This is a genomic window from Variovorax sp. P4_B11 (genome assembly GCF_056402355.1).
The window spans coordinates 108,565-134,134 of the sequence record NZ_JBFUHO010000015.1; the positions used below are offsets into that span (position 1 = coordinate 108,565).

Below are 25,570 nucleotides of genomic sequence, written 5' to 3' on the forward strand. Positions count from 1 at the left end.
GACAGAGCATGCGCACCATCGAAGTACCTGTATTCATCGTCGGCGCCGGACCGACCGGCCTGACGGCAACCTGCCTGCTTCGCACACGCGGTGTGAAGACGCTGACGATCACCCGCTATCCAGGGACTGCCAACTCCCCGAGGGCTCACATCACGAATCAACGCACGGTCGAGGTCTTTCGGGACCTCGGCATCGAGCAGCGAATCGTCCAGGCGGCAAACCCTTCGCATTTCATGAGCAACAACGTGTGGGCCACCAGCTTTGCGGGAACCGAGATCGCGCGTCTGCAGACCTGGGGCAACCTGYCGGAGCGGAAGGCCGACTACGAACTCGCAAGTCCCAGTGCGATGTGCAACATCCCGCAGCACGTCATGGAGCCGATCCTGCTCGACGTCGCTCGCGAACGAGGGGGCGAATTCCTCTTCAACACCGAGCTGGTGTCGATGACGCAGGACGACGACGCGGTCCGCTCGATCTGCCGCGACCGGCTGACCGGCGAGGAGTTCGAAGTCATTTCCCGCTATGCGATTGGCTGCGATGGCGACAACAGCATCGTCGCGCGTTCCATCGGCTTCGAAACAGACGGTGAGATGGGTCTGGGCGCAGCCCTCAATGTCTGGCTCGAGGCGGACCTGACGCGGTACGCGGCGCACCGCCCGGGCGTCCTGTACTGGATCACGCAACCCGGCAACGACTACTTCGTCGGCAGCGGGACCTATATCTGCGTGAAGCCATTCACCGAGTGGGTGATGGTCTCGATGTACGACCCGGCCGCGGGCGAGCCCGACCTGAGCGAGCAAGCCCTGGTCGCACGTGCCCGCGCGACCATCGGCGACGACAACGTCGCCATCAACATCAAGGGCGTTTCGAAGTGGACGATCAACCGGGTCGTCGCCAAAACCATGAACAAGGGCCGCGTCCTGATCGCGGGCAATGCCGCCCACCGGCACCCGCCGACCAACGGCCTGGGAAGCAATACATCCGTCCAGGATGCATTCAACCTGGCCTGGAAGCTCGCCCTGGTGCTGGAGGGCAAGGCCGGCCCGGCGCTGCTGGACACGTACACGCACGAGCGCCACGCGGTGGCGAAGCAGGTCGTCGATCGTGCGATACGGTCGATGGAGAACATGCTCCCGATCTCCAGAGCCATCGGCTTCGAGGCCGGCCAGACCGAAGCCGAAGGCTGGGCCAAGCTCGACGAGCTGTTCAGCGACACGCCGCGAGGGCGCGAGCGACGTGTCGCCTTGCGCGATGCGGTCGATCTTCAGAACTACCAGTTCAACTGCCACGGCGTGGAACTGGGCCACGTGTACGAATCCGGCGCCGTTGTGCCCGATGGCCACCCGCGTCCCGTTCCGAAGCGGGATGCAGAGCTCTACTACGACGCCACGACATACCCCGGCGCAAGCCTCCCGCATGTGTGGCTTCAACAAGGGAACACGAATGTTTCCACGCTGGACCTGGTCGGCAAGGGGCGCTTCACGCTGCTGACCGGTGTCGGCGGCGAAAGCTGGCGCGCCGCGGCCGCCGCGGTCGGTCGACGCCTCGGAATCGATATCGACGTCTGGTCGATCGGAGGGCCGCAATGCGACACGCATGACGTGGACAGCCGCTGGCACAGGGTCTCCGAACTGTCGGATTCGGGCTGCGTGCTCGTCCGACCGGATCGTCACATCGCCTGGCGACAGCAGGACATGCCTGAGACACCTGCCCAAAGACTGGAGGACACGATGCGAACCGTCCTCGCTCTGCCGATGCACCCATGAACCTCTCGAAAGGAGACAACCATGTCCTGGAACATTGCCAATGAATCACGCTTCGGGATTCATTCCATCGATCACTTCGCCCTCGAGGTGCCTTCCCTCACGGAGGCCCACGCGTTCTTCTCGAGCTTTGGCCTGCTGGTGACTACCCACCAGAACCATCTTGAGCTCAGGGCCATGGGCCAGTCGCATACCTGGGCACGCATTCACGAGGGACCTCATAAACGCATGGCCTACCTGAGCCTCAACTGCTTCGCGGAAGAATTCGAAGGCCTGTCCGCCCAACTGGCGAAAGAAGGCGCGCGGCCCGCCACCGCGGTGCCCTATGTGGACGCGCGGGGCAAGTGGTTCTTCGACCCCGACGGCAACCTGATCCAACTCAAGGTCGGTCCGAAGACAACACCTTCGGGCTTGACGCCACGTGAGGAACTTGCACGCCGCCCTGGTCAACGCGCTTCGCAAACCCGCGGAGCGGCCAGACAGGTGCATCCTCGACGCCTGTCCCACGTCGTGCTGTTCACGTCGAGCGTCGACAAGTCGCTCGCGTTCTACCGCAACGCCCTGGGCTTGCGTCTGTCGGACCGCTCGGGCGATGCAGTTGCGTTCACGCACGCGCGCCACGGCTGCGACCACCACCTGATCGCATTCGCCTCGGGCGGCGCCAAAGGCTGGCATCACAGCGCATGGGACGTGGCGAGCGTCGACGAGGTCGGCGCGGGCGCGGAGCAGATGCGCAAGGCCGGCTATTCGCAGGGCTGGGGCACAGGCCGGCACGTGCTCGGCTCGAACTACTTTCACTACGTGCGCGACCCCTGGGGATCGTTCGCCGAGTACTCCGCCGAGATGGACTTCGTTCCGACCGGCACGCAATGGCCCGCCGCAGATCACCCACCGGAAGACTCGATGTATCTCTGGGGCCCGGAGCTGCCTGCGGATTTCGTGAAGAACACCGAGTTCGTCGCACCCGACGGCGACAACGCATTTCGCAACTGAAGCAGAACAGGACGCCAGATGATCCCGATTTCCTCCACCGCAAGCGCTGTCGCGGCGCCCACCGAATCCGACCGGCCCAAAGGCTATGAATGGAAGGCCGTGACTTTGATGTCGCTCGGCCTGGGCCTGGTCGGCATCGATCGCTTCATCATCGTTCCGCTGATGCCGGTCCTGATGAGGGACCTGCATCTCGACTATCAGGACCTGGGCCACATCACGGGCGCCCTCGCCATCGCATGGGGATTCGCCTCGCTGTTCACCGGCAATCTTTCCGACAGGTTCGGATTCCGGCGCGTGCTCGTGCCCGCACTCATCGGGTTCTCGTTGCTTGCCGGGCTCAGCGGACTCGCGACAGGCGTTGGCAGTCTCATCGTCATTCGTGCCGCCATGGGCCTGGCGGAAGGCGCCTTCACGCCGGCCAGCATCATTGCGACCATCGATGCCTCGCCGCCGCATCGACACGGGCTCAACGTCGGCATCCAACAGACGATGCCCGCCCTCTTCGGCTTGGGCCTCGCGCCCATCGCCGTGACGCAACTCCTGAAGGTGATGAACTGGCCGTGGATCTTTCTGCTGGTCGCGGTTCCCGGCATCATCGTTGCGCTGCTGTCTCAAAAGGTGCTGCGCCAGTCGTCACCGCGCCAGATCGCCGCGCACAGCATGACCCACGACGCCGGGCAGCATCGCTGGCACGAAGTCTTCAGGTACCGAAACGTGCCACTCGCGGTGCTTTGCCAGTTGTTCTGGCTGACCTGCATCGTCGTCGTGGCCGCGCTTTTCCCAAGCTACCTCGTCGACTATCTGCATCTCGGGATGGACCAGATGGGCTTCGTGCTGTCCTCGCTCGGCTTTGGCGGCGCGATCGGCGCGCTGACGCTGCCTGCGCTGTCCGACCGCATCGGCCGAAAGCCGGTCATGCTGATATCTGCAGTGGGTGCTTTCGTTTCGTTCTGGTTCTTCCTGCGTGCGGGACCGGAAACGAGCGTGCTGTTTCTCTGCCTGTTGACGGCCATGGGCTGCCTCTACAGTCTCTTGACCCTCACCGTCGGTCCGATCACCGCGGAGGCTGTGCCTGCGAAACTCATGGCCACCGGCTCTGGCATGGTGATCGGCATCGGCGAGATATTCGGCGGCGGCCTCGCCCCGGCGTTGGCCGGCTACATCGCCAAGAACTTTGGCATCCAGCACGCAGTGGCCATGCCGCTCTGGGCGCTCACGATCGGCGTTGTCGTGATCCTGGCGCTGAAGGAAACGGCGCCCGTTCGCCAGCGTTGACGGGCGCTTGACGCAACTCCCGTCGCGCGCGCAACATCGGACCAGTGAACTTCGAGCGATACCCATGAAAGTACAGCGCGCAGATTTTCCTGGTGCCGATGGTCAACGCCTGGCTGCGCGAATCGACCTCCCCGATGGACCCGTCCGGGCATTCGCGCTCTTCGCCCATTGCTTTACGTGCGGCAAGGACATCTTCGCTGCCAGCCGCATTGCCCAGACCTTGACGGAGCATGGCATCGGCGTGCTGCGCTTCGATTTCACGGGTCTCGGCGCGAGCGAGGGAGAGTTCGCGAACACCAATTTCTCATCCAACATCGCCGATCTGGCAGCGGCGGCCGATCACTTGCGACAAGCGTACGAAGCTCCACGCATGTTGATCGGACACAGTCTGGGCGGCGCCGCTGTGCTGGCTTCCGCTTCGCAGATCCCGGAAGTGCGTGCAGTGGTGACCCTGTGTGCGCCCAGCGATCCTGCGCATGTCACCGGTCTGTTCCGGCAGAGCCTCGATGCGATCCAATCCCAGGGCGAGGCCGAGGTGCAACTGGCGGGGCGGCCCTTTCGGATCAAGCGAGACTTTCTTGTCGATGTTGCGACGCATAGCCTGGCCGAGAAGGTCGCGATGCTCCGCAAGGCGCTGCTGGTGATGCATGCACCGTCCGACACGACGGTGGACATCTCGAATGCCACCAGCATCTACCTGGCGGCCAAGCATCCAAAGAGTTTCATCTCATTGGACAAGGCCGATCATCTGCTGAGTCGAAAGGACGACGCAGTCTATGCAGCCAACCTGATCGCGGCCTGGAGCCAGCGCTACCTCTAGCGAGGATCTACACCGGAACTCCAGAAGGCGTCGGCAAGGTCGAGCGTGGGCAGACCATGAGCGGCGGGATCGACGGCTTGGGGAGTCATGTCCACGCCCACCGCGTGACCGAAGATGTGTTCTTCGGCTTGCTGGACAGGAATGTCGCGCCCTGCCCTCCCGATGGCGATCACGAGCTCGATCTCGTGCTGAAAGTCCGCGCTCCGAGATGGATACGAGAGGCTGACCGTCTTTCCCGGCGGCGCCACGACGATCGAGTTGTCTGGCTTGCAGAAGAAGGACGGCGGCTCCCAGTCCGGGTCGAAACCCATCTCACGAGCGTGCGCGGCATAGTTGCATCCGACGCAGTAGATGCGCCTGACAGGGAAGGCAGCATGTCTCCTGCGACGGGGATGCTGACCCGCGGCTCCGGTCCAAAGACGAACGCCATGGGACGGGCCCTGCTAGTCCAGGGTCGCTCGCGCGAGGAACGGCGCCAACTGTTCGCGGGCCATTTCGGGCGTCACGACGTCCGCAGGGTCGAGCTTCTCGTAGGTGTAGCTTTCCGGGTCGTCGTAGATGCGTTCCGAGATCAGCTTCGGCTTCGGATCGTTGGTGTACGAGAAGATCTGGAACAGATGATGGGTCATCAGGTAGTGGGCATGGGGGTCGGCATCGACGTTGTGATCCTTGAGGCAAGCACCCGGCACGACATGCGTCCAGACTGCCTCCGTGGTGACGCCGTAGTCCTCCACGCCCATGTTCATCGTGCGGGCGCCCATGACGTTCTGCCGGGTCTCGAACGCCTCCCTGTAGAAACCTTCGACGGCGATCTTGCCCGACAAGACCCGCATCTCACGGCGGTCGCCCACGCGGTACATGGGCTCGTCGATCGTGAGGTCGGGCACGATGATCCGATCCCAGTACCCGGCGACTTCCAGCAGAAGGTGACGCAGATAGTTCTTGAGGATTGCCCGATGCAAGGGCTTCTGTGTCTTCTCGAGGAAGAGTTCTACCTGCCTCGGCCACTCCGTCACGTCGAACTTCGGAGGGACGTGCATCAGTGTGAGGGCGTCGGCTGTATTCAACGCCTTGTTCAACTGGGTCGTGTTTGCGGAATTCATCTTGTCTACTCCTGTGAATCCTGATCGACAGAGACGATGCAGCCGCTGTCGAGCAGGGGGTTGATTCCTGCAGGCGTTCTTCGACACTCATCGCAGGCGAGCCACCGGTCGTGAGATTGACGACCACGTCGGAGGACTCGCGAATGCGCGGAAGAAACTCGCGAAACAGCGCTGGTCCTGCGACGGCCGTCCATTCGACGGTTCGCGCGCATGGAGGTGAACGATCGCAGCACCTGCCCGTGCAGCCCCCAAGGCCGACTCGGCAATCTCCGCCGCGGTCACCGGCAGGTAGGGCGACATCGAAGGCGTGTGGATCGCGCCCGTGATGGCGCAGGTAATGATGACTTTGCGTGGCTGGGACATTGGTTTGCCCTTCAGTCCCCGTCGACGATCGGATTGGAGAGCAACCCGACGCCTTCGATCTCGACCTCGCAGACATCGCCGGCCTTCATGAAGATCGGAGGCTTGCGCGCAGCGCCGACGCCAGAAGGCGTGCCGGCGATGATGATGTCGCCGGGCTCGAGTGCGAAGGGTTCCGAACACACGGCGACCAGGGTTTCGACATCGAAAATCATGTCGCGCGTGTTGGCGTCCTGCAGAACCTGGCCGTTGAGGCGCGTTTGCAGCCGCAGGCCCGTCGCACCCGGCGGCAGTTCGTCGGCGGTGACAAATTCAGGCCCGAAGGATCCCGATCGGTCGAAGTTCTTTCCCATCATCCATTGGGCGGACTTCGTCTGATAGTCCCGAATGGACCCGTCGTTGAACACCGAATAGCCGGCCACATGCTCCAGTGCGCGCGCCTTGTCGATGTAGCGGCCAGCCTTGCCGATCACCACGGCGAGCTCGCCTTCGTAGTCGAATTGGGTCGACACATGCGGTCGCTCGAGTGGCACGCCATGCCCGACCCACGAGCTCGGGTAGCGATGAAACAGCACAGGGTATTTCGGCGGTTCAAAGCGGCTCTCGGCCACATGGTCGACAAAGTTGAGCCCGACGGCGATGGCCTTCTTCGGTGCATGGACGGGCGGGAGCCACGCGATGTCCGAGAGATGCAGTCGGCGACTGGCCGTCCCTGCCGCCCGCTTGGCCGCTTCCAGTCCAGCAGACCCGGCGCGAAGAAGATCGTCCAGCGTGGAAGGCAAGCCTTCGGCGGTGAGATCGATGATTTCCTGGTCGACGCGCAGGCCGAGTGCAAGCTGCCCGTTGCTGTTGAAGGCTAGGAGTCGCATGGTGTGTTTCCTTTGTTGTCAGATCACCGAGAGCAAGCCGCCATCGACCTGAAGCGCAATGCCGCTGACGTAGCTCGACATGTCAGAGCCGAGCCACACGACGGCGTCGGCGATCTCCGCCGGTTTGCCCAGCCGACGCAGCGGTGTCCGCTGCCTGAAACCTTCGGATGCGGCGGCAATGCCAGGGTTCGTCCGCAGAAGATGGGTGTCGACGGTTCCGGGGGCGACCGAATTCACGCGAATTCCATCGGGCCCGAGCGCATCGGCAAGGGCCTTGGCCATCAGCACGACACCGCCCTTGCTCGTGGAGTACGCCACGGTCATGCCCGCGCCGACGATCCCGCCCATGCTGGCCATCAGGACGATGCTGCCGGCCTTACGGCGCGTCTTCATCTGCCGTGCTGCCGCCTGCGCGCCGAACAGCACGCCATCGAGGTTGACGGCCATCAGCCGGTGGTAGTCGTCTTCGGCCACATCGGCACCGTCCGAACGCAGGGTAATGCCCGCGTTGCAGACCATCACGTCCACGCCGCCGAGTTCCTCGGCAGCATCGACCAACGCGTCGACCTCGGCATGCTTGCTCACGTCCGTGCGATGGAATCGGGCGACGACGCCGAGCGCCTCGATCTCCGAAGTGGTCGTGCTCCCGCCTTCGTTGGATGTCTCGGTGATGTCCGAGACGATCACTGCCTTGGCGCCATGTCGTGCCGCGCCGATCGCGATCGCCCGGCCGATGCCGCTGGCGGCGCCGGTAACGATGACGACCTTGCCCTCGAGAATGTCGCTCATGGCGGGCTCCTACGCCTGCGCAGCCGGCGGCCAGGCGCCGAGCTGCTGCAGCAAGGAGAAGAGATTCGCCACGCCCCAGTGCTCGGTGATCTTGCCGTTCTGTACGCGCATTGCGTCGACCGTCTCGAAGTGGATCTTGCGACCCGTGGGCGCGATGCCGAACATGGCGCCCTGGTGGGTGCCGTGATAGGTCTTGTAGGTCGTCACGACGTCACCGTCGACCCGCTGCCAATGGATGTCCGCATGAAAGTCAGGAAATGCGGCGCGAAGCGTCTTGTAGAGGCCCAAGGCACCCGCCTTGTCCGGCGTGCAATCGGGCTGCGGCGTGTGGTCCAGGAAGTCGTCGGCAAAGAGCTCATCGAAGAGCGCGTAGTTGCCGCGGCCTTGAACCTCTTCAGTATTGCGGCGGACAACGGCCTTCGCCGCTTCACCCGCGATGAAGTTGCTGCTCATGATGTTCTCCAAGGAAAGTCTGAACTCAACCGAACAGCCTGGCCGCCGCCTTGGCAATCAGCTCACCTTGATGCCGTGCGCCTGCGAGATCGATCTCCGTCGGCTGACGCGACCCGTCGCCACCGGCGACAGTCGTCGCGCCATAGGGAGCGCCACCGACGATCTCGTCGACGCTCATCTGGCCCTGGTGGCTGTACGGCAGGCCCACGATCGTCATGCCAAAGTGCAACAGGTTGGTGATGATCGAGAACAGCGTGGTCTCCTGGCCGCCGTGCTGCGTAGCCGAAGAACTGAACGCGCCGCCGACCTTCCCGTGCAGCGCGCCGCGCATCCACAACCCACCGGCCTGGTCGAGGAACGCCGCCATCTGCGATGACATGCGACCGAAGCGCGTGCCTGTACCAACGATGATTGCGTCGTAGTTTTCGAGTTCGGCGATGGTGGCGACAGGGGCTGCCTGGTCGAGCTTGAAGTGCGCTGACTTGGCGATCTCCGTGGGAACCGTCTCGGGTACGCGTTTGATGTCGACCTGTGCGCCGGCGCTTCGCGCACCCTCGGCAATCGCTTCGGCCATCTTCTCGATGTGGCCATAGGACGAGTAGTACAGGACAAGGACTTTGCTCATGATGATCTCCTAAGTTGCAGAATGCGGACCAAAGCGGCGGCCGCGAACAGACGTCATTGCCGAGGGGTCCGCAGATTGCGTTGGAGCTGCGTGTTGCAATGACATGCCTGAAGGTTAGAAGGCAGTCATCTCTCGCGGAAGCCTGTTTGTCTCGATACCATCCATCGTCGAGATCGATGGTTCGGTGTACGCGTTCAGGGTCATGCGTTCTATCGTCTATGTCGATGCAAAGCATCTAAATAATGAGGCTTGTCCGATAGGTTGCGGAACCTTACTCTTCAGTCATGCAGCTCGCCGAAGACGGCGTCCCGGCATCGATCTGAAACCCTTCTCCCCTCAACCAGAGAGTCCGCAATGAGCACAGTCATTCGTTTTCACGCCTACGGCGGCCCCGAGGTTCTCCATGTGGAGGATCAGTCCGTCGGCGGGCCGGGCCCCGGCCAGGTACGCCTGCGTCACGACGCCATCGGCGTCAACTTCATCGATACGATCTTCCGCCAAGGGATCTATCCGGTGGCATTGCCTTCGGTCCCTGGGGTCGAAGGGGCCGGTGTCGTCGAAGCAGTCGGCCCTGGTGTCGAGAAGTTTGCAGTCGGCGACCGTGTGGCCTATTTCCTGTCGGCGGGTAGCTACGCGGCCCATCGGCTGATCGACGCCGAGGCGCTGGTGAAGCTGCCCGAGGATGTCTCGACGGAGCAGGCGGCCGCCGTACTGACCAAGGGCCTGACCGCCTGGGCCGCCCTGAACGGGTTCCATCGACTACAGGCCGGCGAGACGATCCTGGTGCAAGGCGCGTCCAGCAGCGTCGGCCTGTTGCTCGCGCGATGGGCCAAAGCCAGAGGTGCCACGGTCATCGGCACCGCAGGCTCGAACAAGCGCGACGCCCTGCGGCCCGACGTGGACCACGCATTGGTCTCGAGCGACAAAGACCTTTCAGCGCAGATTCGCAGGATCGCGCCGCAAGGCGTCGACGTCGTCTACGAGTTCGTCGGAACGGCGACCTTCGCGGCATCGAAAGACGCCGTTCGCGACGGGGGCACGATCGTCAACATCGGTGCGGCCTCGGGCGCGCCCGACATCGATGCGCCGTCGCTCGCAGCCCGGGGCGTGAAGGTGCTCGGCGGGCCGATGGCGCAGCATCTGAAGGGCGACGCGCTTGCCGAGGCGACGGCTGCGGTGTTCGACGCGCTTCGAGCTGGAACCTTTAAGCAAATCGACATCACGCGATACCCGCTGTCGGATGCAGCGCGTGCGCATGAAGATATTGCTGCTCGTCGCCGCATGGGCACCGCCATCTTGGTGCCTTAGCTCGCCGCGCCTGCCGGGGCCTTGGTGCCAGACCTTGGGCGTCTGCGTCAGTGGAAGTACGCCTTCCACCCCGGCAGGCACGCTTGCAGGTCCTGTGCGATCGGGCTCATTCATCAAGCCTTCGTTCACGAGCGGTTCCAAGACTGGGGCGGTGAGGAAACCGCTGGCGTCGGCATCTTCCGTTTCGATGCTGAAGGCAAGATCCTTGGGCATTGGGACGTGCTGCAGCCATTGCCTTAAAAGGCGAACAACACGAACACGATGTTCTGAGCCGGGTCGCAACAGGATCGCGACTGATGCCCATTCGGGCGCGCGAGAGACGCGATCGACGAACGATGAGTTACAGATTAATGATTGCGCGCTAATCATTAGCGCGCTACATTAATCCCCGTGGCAGGACCCACATTCCTCTTCAACTTCATCTATCCAGGAGAAATCATCATGAGTGCAATCGCATTGAGCATCGTTCTGGTCCACGGCGGCTTCGTCGACGGCTCCGGCTGGGAAGGCGTCCACGACATCCTCAGGGATGACGGCTACAACGTGACCGTTGTCCAGAACCCGACCACGTCGCTGGCCGATGACGTCGCAGTCACCACGCGCGCCATCGCCGCGCAAAAGGGCCCGGTGCTGCTGGTCGGCCATTCCTACGGCGGCGTGGTGATCACCGAAGCCGGCAATGACCCCAAGGTCAAGGGACTGGTCTATGTGGCCGCCTTCGCGCCGGACAAAGGCGAATCCGTAGCCTCGTTGATCAAGGATCCGCCTCCCGGAGCCCCCGTGCCCCCCATCCTGCCGCCGCAAGATGGCTTCCTTTTCCTCGACCAGGCGAAGTTCGCGGCTTCTTTCGCCGCTGACGTCGGCGAAAAGCGCGCACGCTTCATGGCGGCTTCACAGGTTCCCTGGGGCGTGGAGGCTCTCTCCGGCGCCGTCACTGAAGCTTCCTGGCGTTCGAAGCCCAGCTGGTACCTGGTGGCCAAGGACGACAAGATGATTCCGCCACCTGCGCAGCGACAAATGTCGCAACGCGCCGGCTCGAGCGTGACTGAAGTGCCGGGTAGCCATGCGGTGTATGTGTCTCAGCCGAAGGCCGTCGCCGAGATCATCGAGAAGGCGGCCCGTGACATCGCGGCGAAGCAATCCAACTGAGTGGCACGCCGGATTCCGAGGTGCCGTCCGGCCGATCGGATGGGCACCTCCGCGCACCGTGTTTGATAACCTTCAAGGTTCCGAACGTAGAGGCAAGCATGGTTGAACGATCAAGGAAGAAGGCCCAGGGCGCAGGGCAGGGCAGGTTTCCCACCCTGGACCAGAAGCTTTGTTTTGCCATCTACGCCAGTTCGCTGGCAATGCTGCAGAGCTACAAGCCCCTGCTTGCCGAGCTTGGCATCACCTACCCCCAATACCTGGTCATGCTCGTCCTCTGGGAGCAGGACGGTGTCTCCCTCAAGTACCTGTCTGAACGCCTTGGGCTTGACTCCGGATCGGTCACCCCCTTGGTCAAGCGTCTGGAAGAGGCTTCGTTTCTGACCCGTCGGCGAGACCCACAGGACGAACGCAATCTCGTCGTCGAGCTCACGACAGCGGGACGACAGTTGCAGGAGAAGGCCGAGAAGGCCAGCAGCGCGTTCGTGAGCGCTTGCAGCCTGAGCCAGGCGGAAGGTGGCGACCTGCGGGAAAGGCTCTCGGAGTTGACGAGGACCCTTCGCAAAGAAGACGCCAAGCGCTGACAGGTCGTCCGATCGGCCTGAACCGCCCCGGGTTTCGAGGAGGCTCGAACACTGAAGTTCTCACCGGCGGTGCGCGAGCGCGCCGTGCGCATGGTGCAGGAGCATCGGGGGGAGTACCCGTCGCTGTAGGCGGCGGTCGAATCGATTGCGCCCAAGATTGATTGTGTGCCGCAGACGCAGGGGCGGTTCTCGCCTGCCAGGACGACCTCGCGCCCATAGAGGATGCCGGTGATTGAGAACATCAGTTGCCATCGCTCGCTGGGCACCGTGGCCCGCAGGGCCCATCCCACGAATACGAAGATCCGGCTTGGAACAAGTACTCGACGGTGAATTCGCTGACCAGCCTGCCGTTGAAAGCCTCGGGGGTAAGGCGGCCGTCCAAGCCGCGGCGTCGTGCTCCGCATGATCTCGAGCTCAGGAGCTCAGCGTCCTGCGACTTCTATGTGTGCGCCTACTTCTGTTTCCCATCTACCTCTCGACAATCAGGTTCGATCAACGGTCGTGAATCGGCGCCGGGCACCGGTAGCCCGCCATTGAGGTCTCAGGGATACTTTCTCAACGAGATGCCGCCCTCGCACCGCTTGCCTTTTTTGGCTCAGGATCTCTTGATGCTGTTCGACCGCAGAAGTCCGGCGGGCTGAGGAACCGCCGCATGGGCTTTGACGCCTCCTAAGTCGGCCCGTACCGCATTGCGGAAAATTGACAGGAATTGGTGTCGCGCTCAACAAGCAGTACTGTCGCGCACGACTGTCACGCGACACCTTTCCGTCGATTGGCTCGCAAGGCGCGGCAAGACTTACCCGGCTTTAGTGACGCAAATCGAGCGTGGTTGCGACACTATTTGTCCGCTCACCACGGGTTTGCGTCACTAAAAGCGCCTCAAGCTCCCTATCCCAAGGTTTGGAGCCCTCGCGCCTCGCCGCGAGAAGTCCACGCATGCGGTTTATTCCTCCCACTGAACCTTCCGGAAGAAGGTCGAACAACCGATCGCATCAAAGGGCCCACTGGCACCAGCAGCCGGTTCTGGCGCTTGACCTGGTCACGTGGCCACGTCGGTCGCAGCCAGGACACGCGCCGCGCGTCGGCGCGCACGATCGGAGCCTTGGCTTTCTTCGCACTGTCCTCGAAGAACCTCATGAGGGGCTGGTAGATCACCGCCGACACGGCGCCGTTGCATTCCGCGTTCCCGACCGAGCCCGATGCCGACCCCATGGGTGACTGGCTCGCATCGCTCGACAAGTTGCGCCGGCTGATACCCGACGACGTTCTGGTGCTTCCAGCACACAACGAGCCGTTTCGTGGCCCGCATGCGCGACTCGACTACCTGACGCGCAGCCAGCATCGGGCGCTCGACCGCCTGCGCGAATCGATTGCCAAACCCAAGCGTGCCTTCGACGTCTTCGATCAATTGTTCGGCCGCCCTATCACTTCGGAACCCAATCTGCTTGGCATGGCCACCGGCGAAAGCATCGCGCACCTGAACTTTCTGATCTGCCGCCACGAAGCCACCAAAGAGATCGACGCCGATGACGTGGCCTCGTACAGGCTCAAGCAGCCCTGAAGGCGGATCGCTCGCTTGGGGCGCAGCAGGACTCGCCGATCCAACGGATTCCGTGGATGAGCGCTCAGCGCTTTCGCACAAGTGTCAGGCCGTCACCGATCGGCAGCATCGACATGTCAACCCGCTGGTCGTCACGCACCTTGGTATTGAGCTGCTGCAATGCCGCCGTGTCGGCGTCCTTCGCAGGCCGCGCCACACTGCCGCTCCACAGTGTGTTGTCGATGGCGATCAGCCCGCCAGGACGCAGCAGTTGCAGGCAACGTTCGTAGTAGGCGTCGTAGCCGGTCTTGTCGGCATCGATGAAGGCGAAATCGTATTGCCCGGCGGCGCCGGTGGCCAGTTGCGCGTCGAGCGTCTCGCGCGCCGGGGCCAGGCGCAGGTCGATCTTGTGCGCCACACCAGCTTGCTCCCAGTACGGGCGGCCGACACGCGTGTATTCATCGCTGATATCACAGGCGAGCAGCCGCCCGTCGTCAGGCAAGGCGAGCGCAACGGTCAACGCGCTGTAGCCGGTGAACACACCAACTTCGATCGCCCGGCGCGCGCCCAGGAGCTTGACCAGCAGCGCCATGAACTGACCCTGGTCGGGACCAATCTGCATGCCGGCGTGGGGGTGGGACGCGGTGGCCGCGCGCAGCGCCACTTGAGCCGGATGCTCACGGATCGACTGGTCCATCAGGTACTGGTACAGCACGTCGTCGACGTGCAGGCTGCGGTGCGGCATGGGGCTGTCTCCTTCGCGGGCGGTTCACCATGTGTTGCGCAATTCGCGCAGCTTGAGGAACACCGTCTTCGGATCCGGCTGTTCGGGCAGCTCCGGAAAACTCTCGCGCAGCGCGGCGATGACACTCGGGCTGGAGAGGCGCAGGAAGGTGTTGAACTGCTTCTCCTCACCCAGCGTCGTGACGCGTACCATCGCCGGATCGTGCCCCGTTACGTTGGGCAGCAGCGCCTGGGCGGCGGCGTTGTCGGGCTCGCGGGCGAGCGTGAACCGGAGGTTGTTCTCGATGTAGTCGTGGCCCGGGTAGACACGGGTTTCGGTGGGTAGTTTCGCGAGTTGATCGACGAAGGTGGTGTACAGGTCTTCCGGATTGCCGCCGTTGTGGCAGTTGCCCGCGCCCGCGATGAACAGCGTGTCACCGGAGAAGAGCGCCGGCTGCTCGGTGTGGGAGAGCAGGCAGATGTGGCACATGGTGTGGCCGGGCGTGTCCATGCATTCGAGCTCGACGGTCTTGCCGACCTTGATCACGTCGCCGGCCTTGACGCCGCGATTCACGTCAGCAATGCGCGCGCCGGCACGGTGATGCGCGATCACCTTGGCCCCGGTCGCGGCGACGACGGCCGCATTGCCGCCGGTATGGTCGTGGTGCTCGTGCGTGTTGAGAATCTGCGTGATCTGCCAGCCCTTCGCCTGCGCGGCGGCCAGGCATTTCTGGTGGTCCAGAGGGTCGACCGCGAGCGCCTCACCGCTCTCGGGGCATGCGATCAGGTAGTTGTAGTTGCGGTAGGCGTTTCCGGTCCAGATGCGCTCGACGATCATCGCTGGCTCCGAAAGATGAAGTGTTCATTGTAGGAAGTGCGCCGCCCGGGCCTGATCGCCACACGATGGCGCCATGGCATTACGCTGATCCACCATGAAGCCCAAGACGCCGGGTTCGTCGCGTGCGCCCTCTGGAGCCGCCTGCGCCATCTGCGCGGTGCCGCCGGTCATCGAGTGGTAGACGGATGAGCGGCGCGGCCGTCCCGCACGACGCCCTGATCAGAACTGGGCTCTTCGGAAGTTCCTTTGAAGCCAGCGACAACACGCGCCGTTTCGCTATCCGAAAACTAGAGCACAAACAGTGTCGCATTGGCTCCAACTACTCTCTGTGTCGGCATGACACTGTCGCGCGTCACCAAATCCCCTTCCCTACCATCAAGCGCGACGCGCACTTGCGAAGGTTTGATGTCGTGCGGCGGTGGCGACCGCGACAGCATTTCCTGTGTCCTCAACGGGGTGCGTCACCATTTCCGGTTCTACGTTCGCCGGCCAGGCGGAACCCAACGGCCGCTTCAGGGCATCCCTTGTGTCTGCTGAGCGGCTCTTGTGGGCCCATTCCGGTCACTCGCCCTTCCCGATACCGGTAGCTCGAACTTCGACATGAGGCGCACGATGCCGAAGATCCCGTTCCGCCGCTTGGCGCCCAGCCTATTGCATGACTGCCGGATTCGCTGCGGATCGTCGAGTCGTCGAGGTGCTGTCGAATTCGAAAGCCTTGACTTCGGTTCCAGCGAGTCCCCCGGGCAGCAGTGCCTCGACACGAGTTCCCTGCCCTGGGGCCGAAGTCACCGAAAATAGGCCGCCGCAGGCCTCAACGCGATGCTGAATCCCCCTCAGTCCATGAGTGTCAGACACATGCTCGACATCGAACCCCGTGCCGTTGTCGAGCACGACGACCATCACTTCCCGTTGGCGGTTCTCCAGAACGATCTGTGCTTTGGTGGCACCCGCGTACTTGGCGACATTGGTAAGGCACTCTTGAACGAGTCGGTACACCGCGAGTTGGGCCCATTCGTCGAGGCTCACCGCTTCGAGATCAGTCCTAATCTCGATCCCGGAGGTCAAGCCAAAATCGCGCGCCAAGCTTTCCAGTGAGGCTACCAGTCCCAAGTGGGCGAGCGTCGAGGGACATAGCCCTTCGACGATCCTGCGTTTCAGCGCAATGCCTCCATTGAGGATTTCGCCCAGGTGCGCAAGGCGTCGCGCGATTTCTGGAGGCACAGAGCCCAAGTTCGCTTTCAGGCAGGCCACATCGAGCTTGGCTGCCATCAGCAGTGCACCGAGTTCATCATGAAGTTCGAGGGCGAGGTGCGCACGTTCCTGCTCCCGAGCCCGCTGCAGATAGGTCGCGAGGTCTTCCAAGCGCGGCTCGCGCGTTTGGATCGAATTTAGGTCAAGTGGCATTGGGCCTCTTCTAACCGAGTCGGATTTCATCAACGTTCAGCGCAAAGGCGGCCAACTGGCCGGCGACAGATTGGATCGATCTGTCATAGCCGTCCCAGTAATACCAACACGAGGACGATGAGCAAGACGAGACCCAAACCGCCAACGGGTGCATAACCCCAGCTTCTGCTGTGCGGCCAGGTGGGTATCACGCCGATCAGCATCAGGATCAGAACGATCAAAAGAATGGTGCCTAGACTCATGGCGCTTCTCCTTGAAATTGCAGGAAAGTGAAGTTCGTGGCACGTCTCGGACATGAGAACTTCTCACGATCTTTCCACACTGCCAGCCCCTCGAATCCGAGCGGGTCGCGAAACTGCCAGCAAGGCCACGGTATCCCCGTGCGTTGCGTGGGTCTGTACGCTACCGAACACAACTTTGATTCGTTGGTGCTCTAGGCAACCAGGCGTGCCAGGGCCCCTTGGTAGCACGGCGGAATTTCGGCTCAGCGTGCGAAAGTCGGGTTGCACTATCGGTGGACGAGAACCCGATGTGCGCAGCATTGATCCTTGCCGTCCTCGGTCATTGCCCAGTTGCTGCGTCAGCAGCTAGGTCGCGACGCACTTCGGAAGGAGCCGGTCGTACTCCTTCTTGACCACCGTGTAGCACTCGCAGGACCGCTGTTCGAGCCCTGGCCGGTTCAGCACGGTAATGTGACCGCGCGCGTAGTTGATCAGGCCGGCCCTTTGGAGCTTGAGGGCGCCTTCGGTCACGCCTTCGCGACGCACGCCGAGCATGTTGGCGATCAGCTCCTGTGTCATCACCAGCTCGCTGCCTTGTAGCCGGTCCAGGCTCAGAAGCAGCCAACGGCACAGCTGCTGATCGAGCGAATGGTGCCGGTTGCAGACCGCCGTTTGCGCCATCTGTGTGATCAGCGCCTGGGTGTATCGCAGCAGCAGGTGCAGGACCGGTCCAGCCCGGTTGAACTCCTCCTTGAGCACCTGAGACTTGAGCCGGAAGCCGTGACCGGCGCTTTGCACGACCGCTCGACTGGGGGTGGACTCGCCGCCCATGAAGAGCGAGATACCCACGATGCCTTCATTGCCGACGACGGCGATTTCCGCGGACGCGCCGTCTTCCATCACGTACAGTAAGGAGACGATGGCGGTGGTTGGAAAGTAGACGTGGCTCAATGTGCTGCCAGACTCATACAGCACCTGTCCCAGCGGCATCTCGACCGCTTCCAGCTGCGGGAGCCAGCGCTGCCATTCGGCATCGGGCAGGGCAGCAAGGAGGCGATTCGACCTGGGGTCTGAAAGCACCAGCATTTTCGTATCCAGCGTGGCTCTGAGGATCGCTACGGCGACCGCCAACGTCTACGGTTTGATTCAAATCATATCACCTGTGTTCGGTAGTGCACAGACGGCAGCCGGAGCGATCGCAACACTGGGTTGATCCAGGCGCTTCGCCTTTGATGGACAAGGGGACACGTCGGTGTGCTGGAGTCCCTATCAAGGGGAATCAACGATGAGTGGGCTTCAATGTGCTTGGCGTGAGGCCCTGCTCCGGCCGATCGGGGCGGTTGGCAGATCAAAGTTCGCAGGAGATTCAAAATGACTATTCGCGCCACCATTTCCGCCACGCTCACAGCCGTGGCGTTGCTTACCATGTCGGGCTGTGCTGTCACCAGGGGGCAGGAGTCCACCGGGGCTTATATCGACGATGCAGGCATCACCACGACGGTCAAGGGCCGATTTGTTGAGAACAAGCTCGTCGACGCATCCAGCATCTCGGTCGAAACGCTCAACGGGACGGTCATGCTCGCTGGATTCGCCAAGAACGCCGCCGAGAAGTCCACGGCGGAAAGCATTGCGCGCAGTGTGAAAGGCGTTAAGGCGGTTAAGAACGAGATTGCCGTGCGACCTTGAGCCTTGGAACCCGGACTGGGCGATTACAAACGCAGTCTGGTTCGAATGACTGGTTGTGGCCGATTGTTGTCCGACGCGTGGTCAGTGCGCACACGCTCCTGAAACCCGCGATTGCCCGTCTGCGGCCGGGTTGGTCGAGCCGGTCTGAATCGGGAAGACCGTCAGAATCGACGAGGCGAGTAAGGTGCCGGATCGATGTAGGGCAATTCGCCAGTCATCAGCTCCGCAAGGAGCCGCCCACTTGCGGGGCCCAGCGTGAAGCCTTGATGCGCGTGGCCGAAGTTGAACCACAGTCCGCGATGCCGGGGCGCCGCCCCGATGACGGGCTTCATGTCGACCGTGCAGGGCCGCGCGCCGAGCCAAGGGTTCATTTCGACGGGCCAGCCGAGATCCAGGAGTTGCCGGACGGACCTTTCCGCGTGGAACAGCTGCACGGGTGTGGCGGGCGCGTCGCGCCTTGCAAACTCCGCTCCGGTCGAGATGCGCGTGCCGCACTTCATCGGCGCAAGCATCACGCCAAGTTCAACGTCCAGCATCGGCATGGCAAGCGTTGTGCCCTCCGCATAGTGCCGGTGGTAGCCGCGCTTGATGAACAGCGGAAGACGGTAGCCCAGCGCACGGGTGGCCTCGTCGGACCAGGGCCCGAGTGCGATCACCACATGCTCGGCTTCGAGCCCGCCATCCGCCGTTCGCACCGCCCAGCCGCCGCGTTGCTCGTGCAGGGAGCGGGCTTCGCCGATGGCGAAGCTGCCGCCGAGTTGCTTGAACAAAGCGGCATAGCGCTCCACCAGCTCTCCCGGCTCGCAGACTGACCACGGGTCTTTCCAGTGGATCGCGCCGGCCATCTGCCCGCGCAGCGCAGGTTGCGTTCGCGCGAGCGCGGCGGCGTCGAGCAGCTCGCATGAAAGGCCGTTGTGCTCCGCCAGCTCCCGCGCCTGTGCTCCTGCTGCATCCAGCAAGGACGGCGTCCGATAGGCCTGCAACCAGCCCTTCTTGCTGACGAGATCCTGCGCGCCGGCGAGGCGCATCCATGCATCGTGCTCGGACAGGCAGTGTTCGATGAGCCTGCCGTACGCCTGCGCGATCGGTCGGTATGTGTCCGGCGCCGAGTTGCTCCAGTAGCGGGCAAGCCGTGGTGCGAGCCCCAACATCGCCGACAGATGGTAGTGCACATCGTTACCGCGCCCGAGCGCAACCTTGACGAGTGAGCGCCAGTCGCGCGGGAAGGCATAGGGCAGCAGCGCTTCGCGCTGGATGATGCCGGCATTCCCATACGAGGTTTCCCGGCAGGCGCTGCGGCGGTCCATCAAGGTGACTTGGTGGCCGCGCTGCCGCAACGCGAGGGCAGTGCTCACGCCCACCATACCGGCGCCTAGGACCAGGATTTCAGAGCTCATGAGTGTTCAGTGACTCGCCGATCGCGAGCAGTTACTACTTCAGTGCTGCGATGACGCTGATCTCGATCCGCGAAGGAGCCAGCAGCCCGGTACACACTGTCGCCCTCACCGGGAGGGGCTCGGAGAAATGAGCCACATAGGCCGCGTTGAAGGCAGCGAAGTCCTCCTTGTGCGTCAGGAATGCAGTGGCGGACACCACGTCCGACAGCCCCAATCCCACGGTCGACAAGGTCGCGGCGATCCGCTCCAGCGTCAATCTGGTTTGCGCCTCGATTCCTTCGGGGATGCTGCCGTCAGCGGCCACCGGCACCTCTCCGGACAGGAACACAAGGTCGGCGGCGGTGCGGAATTTGGAGAATGGAAGGGCAGATGTAGTGCTCATGTGGCCATTTTCCGGGCTCGTTGGAGTGCCGTGGATGCAATATTCAGAAGCTACCGTTGCCAAAAAGGAAACCGATTAATCAATCCGGAGCCTGCAAGGCTTCGACGAGGTATTCGGTAAACGCTTTCACCGCATCCGGCAGATTGCGCCCAGCCATCGTTTGGACTTCGAGATGGCGTTCGTTCATCTCGCGGTCTCGCAGGGGGACTGCAACGATCGCTCCACGCTGGAGGCGGGTCCGGATCGAGGCCTCGCCATAGAACGCAATGGCGTCGCAAGCCGCGACGTAACTCACTAGCGCATCGAACTGGTTGCTCTCCAGCGCGGCGGTGTATTGCAGGCCCTGGCGGCCGCAGCTGATCTCGAGCAACTGCCGCAACGAGGTGTCCTTGGGCGGAAGCGCGAGCGGATAGCCGACCACCTGCCTCAGCGAAACCTGACGCTGCCCAGCCAGCGGATGGCCGGGCGACATGACCGCGAGCACCGGGCTAGGGTGGCGCAGCTCGACGCGGATCCGCGCCTCGGGCACGCCGCTGAGCGTGATGCCGATGTCGGCCTCGCCGTCGCGGATCCTACGCGGGATGTCGCCCCTGGGGCACACCTCGAGGTGGAACTTGAAGCCCGGATAGCGAAGATGAAACCGCGCGATCAGCGTCGGGAGGAACTCGGACGCGAACCCGACCACGCTGACGAGGCGCACGCTGCCCGCCCGTAGACCGCGCAAGGAGCTGATCTCGCCGGTGACCCGCTCGATGTCCTGCTGCACTCGCTGCGCATGCGCCGCCAAGAGTTCGCCGGCGGCATTGGGCACCATCCCACGCGCTCGCCGCTCGAAAAGCAAGGTGTCCAGATCGGCTTCGAGGCGGGCAATCTGGCGGCTCACCGCCGAGGGCGCAACATTCAGTTTGAGCGCGGCCTCTTTCACCGAGCCGGTTCGCGCGACTTCGAGAAAGTAGCGCACAGCCGTTTCCTGCAACACCCTGCCCTGCATCCTGCCTCCTTGTTGTCGAATGCCGATTCGGCAACGAAAGATTCTAATGGTTGCGCTTGTTAGTGAGTATGGCGCCGCCTAGCATGACAAACCGTGCCAATTGACCGAGCCACTATGACCCCCACATTCAAAAAGACCTTGCTTGGTTTCGCCTGCCTGCTGACGTCCCTCTTCGCAGTGCCGGCCTTGGCCGCCGACGCCTACCCTTCCCGCCCGATCACGCTCGTCATTCCATTCCCTCCGGGCGGCGGCGCCGACGTGATGGGACGCGTCATCGGACAAAAGCTCGGCTCCCTCCTTGGCCAGCCGGTGATCGTGGATAACCGCGCAGGCGCAGGCACGATCATCGGCGCGTCGTACGTGGCCAAGGCACCGGCGGACGGCTACACGCTGCTGGTGAGCTCCGGAACCACATTCACCATCAACCCTGCGATCCGCAACAACCTGCCCTACGACCCGATCAAGAGCTTCGACCCTGTCGGCATCGCCGGCCGCAGCGGCCTGATCCTGCTTGCCAACACTCAAGTGCCGGCGCAATCGGTCAAGCAGTTCGTGGACTACGTGCAAGCGTCGCCGGGCAAGTACGCGTACGGCTCGTTCGGCACCGGCACGACCTCGCAGTTCGCGGCCGAAGCCATCCTGTCGGCCACCCATCTGAGGATGACCCATGTGCCCTACAAGGGCAGCGCACCAGCCATGACCGACCTGATCGGCGGACAGGTTCCGTTTACGGTGGACACCGTGTCGGCGGCGATTCCTCAGCTTCGCGGCGGCAAGATCAAGGCCATCGCGGTGACAACCGCCAAGCGCTCAGCACTGCTGCCGAACGTGCCCACGATGGCCGAGAGTGGCTATCCGGAGATCGACATGGACACATGGCTCGCGTTGGCCGGCCCGAAGGGTATGCCGCCCGAGGTCAAGACGAAGCTGGAGAAAGCCCTTGCAGCGGCGATGGACGACCCCGACACGCGCGCCAAGCTGGTGGCCCAGGGCTTTGAGCCCACCTTCGCGGGCTCCGCCGCGATGGCCGAACTCATCAATCGCGAGCTGCCCTTGATGCGCGCACTGGCTCGCCGCGCCAACATCACGGCGGATTGAGCGATCCGATGATGAGCATCCCCGTCACCACCGGCCACGAGTTGGTCGAGAAGTCGGCTGTCGAACTGCGACGCCTCATCGGCAGCAAGGCCATGCAAGGTGAAGACGACGTGGTAGTAGTCCACCGGCAGCAGATCGAACGGACGTCGCGCAATGGCCGGCATGAATTAAACGCGGCAATAGCTGCGAGTCACTGAATGACATTGTCTGCGAGTACCAGCAGCGATCTGGCAATCGTCAGCCCCAACGCTTTCGCCGTTTTCGAGTTGATCACGAACTCGAATTTCGTCGGTAGCTGGATCGGCAGGTCGCCGGGATTTGCACCCTTGAGGATCTTGTCGACGTAGCTCGCGGCGCGTTGGAAAAGGTCGATGAAGCTTGGCCCATACGACAGGAGACCGCCTGACTCAACGAACACCTTCGCTTCGTAGCTGCTCGGGAGCAGGTTCCTCAACGCGAAGTCGGCAATGAGCTGCCGGTGCATGAAGTTGACTGGATTACCGAAGGCGTGGAAGGCCTCTGCTCGGCTGGCAGTCACGGTCGCGAAGGCCGCGGGATAGTCGTCTGGCGTACGCACCTCGATTGACTGGATGTCAACGCCGACCACAGCGGCACGCGCCAGCACTTCCCGGAACCCGTATTGCTCGATCCGGCTTGCCGGATTCCACAGCACTGCGACGCGGGAGACCTTTGGTGCGATCGCGTTGAGCAGTTCGAGACGCTTGCCTATGAGTTCCGGTGCGATGTTACTAAATCCCGTGATGTTGCCGCCGGGGTGCGCGAGGCTCTCGGCGAGGCCCATTTTTTCGGGATAAGAGCAGATTGCCATGACGATCGGAATGGAGCTGGTCGCCTGCTTGGCGGCCAGGGCCGCCTGCGTGCTCGCTGTGACGATGAGGTCCACCTTCAATTCAACGAGCTCGGTAGCAAGCTCGGGAAACCGATCAGCCTTCCCTTCCGCCCATCGCCACTCCATTGTGATATTGCGGCCTTCGACGTAGCCCAGTTCGCGCAGTACTCGGCGAAAGGCGTCCCAAGGTGTCCCGTAGATGCTGTCGAGAATTCCTATCCGGCGCAGCTTTGTGTGCTGCTGCGCGAAGGTGACGAGGGGCGAGGCGAGAAGGCCACCCGCGACGCCGCCGATGAACGCTCGCCGATCCGTCACTGAATCACCTCATCGACAAATGAACGTCCCCTCATACTACGCTTCCACGATGCGAGGGGCGAGGTTCGCAGCCCGATGGATTCGATGATGGGTGGTCTATGGCGCAGCCACTCAACGGCGCCGCGCCTGAAAGCGGACTTCTGTGGGCGACCGCTTGTGGCCGTGCCGGATCGTTGTTGCGCTGGACCGGCCAACGGCCAGGACCGGACCTTCCTGTTGCCCCTTCAATCTGTGAACGATAAGCGGGCCACTCGCATCGATTATGCGATGCGTAACTGTGCAACCGATGCCTGAACATCGCCGCCACTTATGTCCGGAACGATTCTTAGTTCTAATGTCGTCACGTCGGCGAGGTCGACCGCATAGTCTTCAAACTCGCGCGTCACACCTGGCGGGCTGAAGTTGTATTGCTGACGCACAATCTCCCGGTAAGATTGACCGCCATCCGACGACCACCGCATCACGAACTCTTGCGTGCGCGCCTGCTGATCTTCGTGAAACAGTAGTTGAATACGCCTCACCCTCTGCGACTCGTCGAACAACAGGCGGATCGTTTGTTCCCCGGCTTGTGCCGCTCGCCAGCCCAAACCGGCGCCGGATACCAGCGCCGCCTCGATCGGGTTGGCCTGGTCTTCGGACGTCAGTTCAACTTCCGCCAGGCTTTGCAAGTCTAGCCATCCTTGATCAGCGGGTACGACATTTTGAGAATCTTGATTAATTATCCGCTTGCGCATTCGCCCTCCTCTTACACCTTCTGTGCGCACGCGCGGCGCCTGAGAGCCTTCTCAGGTCTTCGCTGACTTCTTCGGCGCTCTACTCGCGGCCTGCAGGGCCGCCGCCTGCGCAGAGTGCTTCTCGGCACGCGAGGGCTTGTGGGCCTTGCCAGCCTTGCGCCGCGGCACCTGCGCAAAATGCTCGCGTGATGCTGTTCCGGAGATCTGGAAGCCCGTGCTCTGAATCGATGCTTCATGAGATGCGATCTCCTTCTACACCCAGGCCCTCGGCGCGGTCGAGCGCACGGCGCGATCCACGTCCGAACCCTAGTTCAGGTCCTTGTCCTTCCAGACCTTCGAGCCTCCGAGGGACACCCCCGCCTGTAGGCCGGCCTTGGTCAGCACGTAAGCGGTGCCGCCCGAGAAGGCGACAGCACCCGCCTTGATATTGGCCTCGTCCTTGCCGGTGCCTGCGCCCGCGGCAGCGCCGGCCGAGGCATCCCAGCCGTTGTCGATGAAGTCGGCCAGCGACTTGGCATCCTTGAACACGAAAAGATAGCGCGTGTCGGAGGCCCCGATCTGCAGGCCAGCGCTCGCCTGAGCGATGTCCATGTACGTGTCCTTTTTGGACTTGCTGTCGTGCGCTATGCCCTTCCCGCCCGCTCCACCAAGGCCGAAGCTCAGACCGTAGGTCGTGAACACGGCGTAACCGGGCGCCTTGCTTACCGCGTTCTTGATCTCGGCATCGGCCTTGTAGAAGTCCTCGAGCGCCTGCTTGGCCTTTGCCCTGACCTCGGCCTGCTTGGCGGACTTGTCCTTCGCGTAGGCACCGCGGGCCAGCAACGATGCCAGCGATGCACCGATGACGAGTAGCTTGCGACGTTTCATTGCGTTCTCCTTTCACGTGTCGTGCAGATCCGCCTCATAGGCACGAGGGAGTCCGCCTCGGAGGCACTCTCCCTGCGAGCGACCCGTCCGCATGTTCCCACAGATCTGGTCACCTCGGCTATTGGACCAAGGGAAGTCCACGCCCAGCGAGGCGGCGGTGCCCATGCCTTCCTTCCAGACAGCGAGGTCCCTAGTGCAGTGCGCCACTCAGATATGTACTTATCTTGTACTCCTTGCCAGCGCGGCCTTGGCTCGCGTGACCTTGGCCAGGATGTCGGTCGCGCTGGCGGTCCATATGAAGGGTTTGGGGTTGGCGTTGTGGTGCTCGACATAGAGATCGATCGCCAATTCCAGCTCAGGCACGCTGGTGAAGCTGTCGCGCCGGATGCGGTTCTCCGAGATGTCGCGGAAGAAGCGCTCGACCATGTTCAGCCAC

Annotated in this window: 26 protein-coding genes and 4 pseudogenes; 11 read left to right on the forward strand and 19 right to left on the reverse strand. The window is 62.8% G+C overall.

Annotated features, from left to right (window positions below; translation table 11 throughout):
* Nucleotides 1-8 precede the first annotated feature (8 nt).
* From AC1DYD_RS16015 to AC1DYD_RS16030, 4 genes are all read left to right on the forward strand, one after another.
* Nucleotides 9-1,766, forward strand: coding sequence for an FAD-dependent monooxygenase (locus AC1DYD_RS16015; RefSeq protein ID WP_478173738.1), 1,758 nt, complete (start codon nt 9-11; stop codon nt 1,764-1,766).
* Nucleotides 1,767-1,787: 21 nt separating this feature from the next.
* Nucleotides 1,788-2,756, forward strand: coding sequence for a VOC family protein (locus AC1DYD_RS16020; RefSeq protein WP_478173739.1), 969 nt, complete (start codon nt 1,788-1,790; stop codon nt 2,754-2,756).
* Nucleotides 2,757-2,774: 18 nt separating this feature from the next.
* Complete coding sequence (locus tag AC1DYD_RS16025) at nt 2,775-4,031, forward strand: MFS transporter (RefSeq protein WP_478173740.1); 1,257 nt, start codon at nt 2,775-2,777, stop codon at nt 4,029-4,031.
* 64 nt (nt 4,032-4,095) lie between these two features.
* The gene (locus AC1DYD_RS16030; RefSeq protein ID WP_478173741.1) at nt 4,096-4,851 is read left to right on the forward strand and encodes an alpha/beta hydrolase family protein; all 756 of its coding nucleotides are present in this window, start codon (nt 4,096-4,098) and stop codon (nt 4,849-4,851) included.
* Between the two features lie 83 nt (nt 4,852-4,934).
* Here the strand turns inward: AC1DYD_RS16030 and AC1DYD_RS16035 are convergent.
* The 7 genes and pseudogenes from AC1DYD_RS16035 to wrbA form a co-directional block, all read right to left on the reverse strand.
* Nucleotides 4,935-5,281 (reverse strand): annotated as a pseudogene (locus AC1DYD_RS16035) (fumarylacetoacetate hydrolase family protein); the annotation flags it as partial.
* A 13-nt stretch (nt 5,282-5,294) separates the two neighbouring features.
* Nucleotides 5,295-5,954: a hypothetical protein gene (locus AC1DYD_RS16040; protein WP_478173764.1), complete on the reverse strand. Its 660-nt coding sequence runs from the start codon at nt 5,952-5,954 to the stop codon at nt 5,295-5,297.
* Nucleotides 5,955-6,069: 115 nt separating this feature from the next.
* Nucleotides 6,070-6,317, reverse strand: a pseudogene (locus AC1DYD_RS16045) (3-keto-5-aminohexanoate cleavage protein); the annotation flags it as partial.
* Nucleotides 6,318-6,328: 11 nt separating this feature from the next.
* Complete coding sequence (locus AC1DYD_RS16050; RefSeq protein WP_478173742.1) at nt 6,329-7,183, reverse strand: fumarylacetoacetate hydrolase family protein; 855 nt, start codon at nt 7,181-7,183, stop codon at nt 6,329-6,331.
* Between the two features lie 18 nt (nt 7,184-7,201).
* Nucleotides 7,202-7,972 carry an SDR family NAD(P)-dependent oxidoreductase gene (locus AC1DYD_RS16055; RefSeq protein WP_478173743.1) on the reverse strand — a complete coding sequence of 257 codons (771 nt, stop codon included), beginning with the start codon at nt 7,970-7,972 and terminating at the stop codon, nt 7,202-7,204.
* Nucleotides 7,973-7,981: 9 nt separating this feature from the next.
* Complete coding sequence (locus AC1DYD_RS16060) at nt 7,982-8,425, reverse strand: ester cyclase (protein ID WP_478173744.1); 444 nt, start codon at nt 8,423-8,425, stop codon at nt 7,982-7,984.
* 25 nt (nt 8,426-8,450) lie between these two features.
* A complete protein-coding gene (wrbA, locus tag AC1DYD_RS16065) occupies nt 8,451-9,050 on the reverse strand; it encodes an NAD(P)H:quinone oxidoreductase (protein ID WP_478173745.1) in 600 nt (199 codons plus the stop codon).
* 354 nt (nt 9,051-9,404) lie between these two features.
* On the opposite strand from wrbA, the gene AC1DYD_RS16070 reads away from it, so the two are divergent.
* The 4 genes and pseudogenes from AC1DYD_RS16070 to AC1DYD_RS16085 all read left to right on the forward strand — a co-directional run.
* A complete protein-coding gene (locus AC1DYD_RS16070) occupies nt 9,405-10,358 on the forward strand; it encodes a quinone oxidoreductase family protein (RefSeq protein WP_478173746.1) in 954 nt (317 codons plus the stop codon).
* A 456-nt stretch (nt 10,359-10,814) separates the two neighbouring features.
* Nucleotides 10,815-11,507, forward strand: a complete 693-nt coding sequence (locus AC1DYD_RS16075; protein WP_478173747.1) for an alpha/beta hydrolase — start codon at nt 10,815-10,817, stop codon at nt 11,505-11,507.
* A 98-nt stretch (nt 11,508-11,605) separates the two neighbouring features.
* Entirely contained in the window at nt 11,606-12,088 is a 483-nt protein-coding gene (locus AC1DYD_RS16080; RefSeq protein WP_478173748.1) for a MarR family winged helix-turn-helix transcriptional regulator, read from the forward strand.
* Between the two features lie 1,177 nt (nt 12,089-13,265).
* Nucleotides 13,266-13,649 (forward strand): annotated as a pseudogene (locus AC1DYD_RS16085) (MBL fold metallo-hydrolase); the annotation flags it as partial.
* Nucleotides 13,650-13,713: 64 nt separating this feature from the next.
* On the opposite strand, the gene AC1DYD_RS16090 reads toward AC1DYD_RS16085, so the two are convergent.
* The 5 genes from AC1DYD_RS16090 to AC1DYD_RS16110 form a co-directional block, all read right to left on the reverse strand.
* Nucleotides 13,714-14,373, reverse strand: a complete 660-nt coding sequence (locus AC1DYD_RS16090) for a class I SAM-dependent methyltransferase (RefSeq protein ID WP_478173749.1) — start codon at nt 14,371-14,373, stop codon at nt 13,714-13,716.
* Between the two features lie 24 nt (nt 14,374-14,397).
* The gene (locus AC1DYD_RS16095; protein ID WP_478173750.1) at nt 14,398-15,189 is read right to left on the reverse strand and encodes a hydroxyacylglutathione hydrolase; all 792 of its coding nucleotides are present in this window, start codon (nt 15,187-15,189) and stop codon (nt 14,398-14,400) included.
* A gap of 648 nt (nt 15,190-15,837) precedes the next feature.
* Nucleotides 15,838-16,593, reverse strand: coding sequence for a sensor histidine kinase (locus AC1DYD_RS16100; RefSeq protein ID WP_478173751.1), 756 nt, complete (start codon nt 16,591-16,593; stop codon nt 15,838-15,840).
* 83 nt (nt 16,594-16,676) lie between these two features.
* A complete protein-coding gene (locus tag AC1DYD_RS16105) occupies nt 16,677-16,835 on the reverse strand; it encodes a DUF3309 family protein (RefSeq protein WP_478173752.1) in 159 nt (52 codons plus the stop codon).
* Nucleotides 16,836-17,180: 345 nt separating this feature from the next.
* Nucleotides 17,181-17,900, reverse strand: a complete 720-nt coding sequence (locus AC1DYD_RS16110) for a Crp/Fnr family transcriptional regulator (protein WP_478173753.1) — start codon at nt 17,898-17,900, stop codon at nt 17,181-17,183.
* Between the two features lie 285 nt (nt 17,901-18,185).
* Between AC1DYD_RS16110 and AC1DYD_RS16115 the strand changes: the two genes are divergently transcribed.
* Nucleotides 18,186-18,500: a BON domain-containing protein gene (locus AC1DYD_RS16115; RefSeq protein WP_478173754.1), complete on the forward strand. Its 315-nt coding sequence runs from the start codon at nt 18,186-18,188 to the stop codon at nt 18,498-18,500.
* A gap of 161 nt (nt 18,501-18,661) precedes the next feature.
* On the opposite strand, the gene AC1DYD_RS16120 is transcribed toward AC1DYD_RS16115, so the two are convergent.
* The 3 genes from AC1DYD_RS16120 to AC1DYD_RS16130 form a co-directional block, all read right to left on the reverse strand.
* Nucleotides 18,662-19,897, reverse strand: coding sequence for an NAD(P)/FAD-dependent oxidoreductase (locus tag AC1DYD_RS16120; RefSeq protein WP_478173755.1), 1,236 nt, complete (start codon nt 19,895-19,897; stop codon nt 18,662-18,664).
* A gap of 34 nt (nt 19,898-19,931) precedes the next feature.
* Nucleotides 19,932-20,279 (reverse strand): RidA family protein, encoded by a 348-nt coding sequence (locus AC1DYD_RS16125; RefSeq protein WP_478119639.1) that lies wholly within the window; start codon nt 20,277-20,279, stop codon nt 19,932-19,934.
* Between the two features lie 79 nt (nt 20,280-20,358).
* Complete coding sequence (locus AC1DYD_RS16130; protein ID WP_478173756.1) at nt 20,359-21,270, reverse strand: LysR family transcriptional regulator; 912 nt, start codon at nt 21,268-21,270, stop codon at nt 20,359-20,361.
* A gap of 114 nt (nt 21,271-21,384) precedes the next feature.
* Between AC1DYD_RS16130 and AC1DYD_RS16135 the strand changes: the two genes are divergently transcribed.
* Nucleotides 21,385-22,368: a Bug family tripartite tricarboxylate transporter substrate binding protein gene (locus AC1DYD_RS16135; RefSeq protein ID WP_478173757.1), complete on the forward strand. Its 984-nt coding sequence runs from the start codon at nt 21,385-21,387 to the stop codon at nt 22,366-22,368.
* 8 nt (nt 22,369-22,376) lie between these two features.
* Nucleotides 22,377-22,565, forward strand: coding sequence for a hypothetical protein (locus AC1DYD_RS16140; protein WP_478173758.1), 189 nt, complete (start codon nt 22,377-22,379; stop codon nt 22,563-22,565).
* Here AC1DYD_RS16140 and AC1DYD_RS16145 read toward each other — a convergent pair.
* From AC1DYD_RS16145 to AC1DYD_RS16160, 4 genes and pseudogenes are all read right to left on the reverse strand, one after another.
* Nucleotides 22,559-23,533: an ABC transporter substrate-binding protein gene (locus tag AC1DYD_RS16145; protein ID WP_478173759.1), complete on the reverse strand. Its 975-nt coding sequence runs from the start codon at nt 23,531-23,533 to the stop codon at nt 22,559-22,561. The two genes, AC1DYD_RS16140 and AC1DYD_RS16145, sit on opposite strands and share 7 nt — an antisense overlap.
* Nucleotides 23,534-23,793: 260 nt before the next feature.
* Nucleotides 23,794-24,267: a hypothetical protein gene (locus AC1DYD_RS16150; RefSeq protein WP_478173760.1), complete on the reverse strand. Its 474-nt coding sequence runs from the start codon at nt 24,265-24,267 to the stop codon at nt 23,794-23,796.
* 306 nt (nt 24,268-24,573) lie between these two features.
* On the reverse strand, nt 24,574-25,134 hold the full coding sequence (locus AC1DYD_RS16155) for a lipid-binding SYLF domain-containing protein (RefSeq protein WP_478173761.1): 561 nt from the start codon (nt 25,132-25,134) through the stop codon (nt 24,574-24,576).
* 219 nt (nt 25,135-25,353) lie between these two features.
* A pseudogene (locus AC1DYD_RS16160) lies at nt 25,354-25,570 on the reverse strand (IS630 family transposase); the annotation flags it as partial.

Bases quoted from the DNA above. Each gene is read 5' to 3' on its own strand.
- AC1DYD_RS16130 (WP_478173756.1), bottom strand. From the start codon at position 21,270: ATGCAGGGCAGGGTGTTGCAGGAAACGGCTGTGCGCTACTTTCTCGAA.
- AC1DYD_RS16060 (WP_478173744.1), bottom strand. From the start codon at position 8,425: ATGAGCAGCAACTTCATCGCGGGTGAAGCGGCGAAGGCCGTTGTCCGC.
- wrbA (WP_478173745.1), bottom strand. From the start codon at position 9,050: ATGAGCAAAGTCCTTGTCCTGTACTACTCGTCCTATGGCCACATCGAG.
- AC1DYD_RS16150 (WP_478173760.1), bottom strand. From the start codon at position 24,267: ATGCGCAAGCGGATAATTAATCAAGATTCTCAAAATGTCGTACCCGCT.
- AC1DYD_RS16025 (WP_478173740.1), top strand. From the start codon at position 2,775: ATGATCCCGATTTCCTCCACCGCAAGCGCTGTCGCGGCGCCCACCGAA.
- AC1DYD_RS16115 (WP_478173754.1), top strand. From the start codon at position 18,186: ATGACTATTCGCGCCACCATTTCCGCCACGCTCACAGCCGTGGCGTTG.
- AC1DYD_RS16155 (WP_478173761.1), bottom strand. From the start codon at position 25,134: ATGAAACGTCGCAAGCTACTCGTCATCGGTGCATCGCTGGCATCGTTG.
- AC1DYD_RS16105 (WP_478173752.1), bottom strand. From the start codon at position 16,835: ATGAGTCTAGGCACCATTCTTTTGATCGTTCTGATCCTGATGCTGATC.
- AC1DYD_RS16090 (WP_478173749.1), bottom strand. From the start codon at position 14,373: ATGCCGCACCGCAGCCTGCACGTCGACGACGTGCTGTACCAGTACCTG.
- AC1DYD_RS16020 (WP_478173739.1), top strand. From the start codon at position 1,788: ATGTCCTGGAACATTGCCAATGAATCACGCTTCGGGATTCATTCCATC.
- AC1DYD_RS16080 (WP_478173748.1), top strand. From the start codon at position 11,606: ATGGTTGAACGATCAAGGAAGAAGGCCCAGGGCGCAGGGCAGGGCAGG.
- AC1DYD_RS16140 (WP_478173758.1), top strand. From the start codon at position 22,377: ATGATGAGCATCCCCGTCACCACCGGCCACGAGTTGGTCGAGAAGTCG.
- AC1DYD_RS16125 (WP_478119639.1), bottom strand. From the start codon at position 20,279: ATGAGCACTACATCTGCCCTTCCATTCTCCAAATTCCGCACCGCCGCC.
- AC1DYD_RS16120 (WP_478173755.1), bottom strand. From the start codon at position 19,897: ATGAGCTCTGAAATCCTGGTCCTAGGCGCCGGTATGGTGGGCGTGAGC.
- AC1DYD_RS16050 (WP_478173742.1), bottom strand. From the start codon at position 7,183: ATGCGACTCCTAGCCTTCAACAGCAACGGGCAGCTTGCACTCGGCCTG.
- AC1DYD_RS16040 (WP_478173764.1), bottom strand. From the start codon at position 5,954: ATGAATTCCGCAAACACGACCCAGTTGAACAAGGCGTTGAATACAGCC.
- AC1DYD_RS16070 (WP_478173746.1), top strand. From the start codon at position 9,405: ATGAGCACAGTCATTCGTTTTCACGCCTACGGCGGCCCCGAGGTTCTC.
- AC1DYD_RS16110 (WP_478173753.1), bottom strand. From the start codon at position 17,900: ATGCTGGTGCTTTCAGACCCCAGGTCGAATCGCCTCCTTGCTGCCCTG.
- AC1DYD_RS16055 (WP_478173743.1), bottom strand. From the start codon at position 7,972: ATGAGCGACATTCTCGAGGGCAAGGTCGTCATCGTTACCGGCGCCGCC.
- AC1DYD_RS16095 (WP_478173750.1), bottom strand. From the start codon at position 15,189: ATGATCGTCGAGCGCATCTGGACCGGAAACGCCTACCGCAACTACAAC.
- AC1DYD_RS16100 (WP_478173751.1), bottom strand. From the start codon at position 16,593: ATGCCACTTGACCTAAATTCGATCCAAACGCGCGAGCCGCGCTTGGAA.
- AC1DYD_RS16135 (WP_478173757.1), top strand. From the start codon at position 21,385: ATGACCCCCACATTCAAAAAGACCTTGCTTGGTTTCGCCTGCCTGCTG.
- AC1DYD_RS16030 (WP_478173741.1), top strand. From the start codon at position 4,096: ATGAAAGTACAGCGCGCAGATTTTCCTGGTGCCGATGGTCAACGCCTG.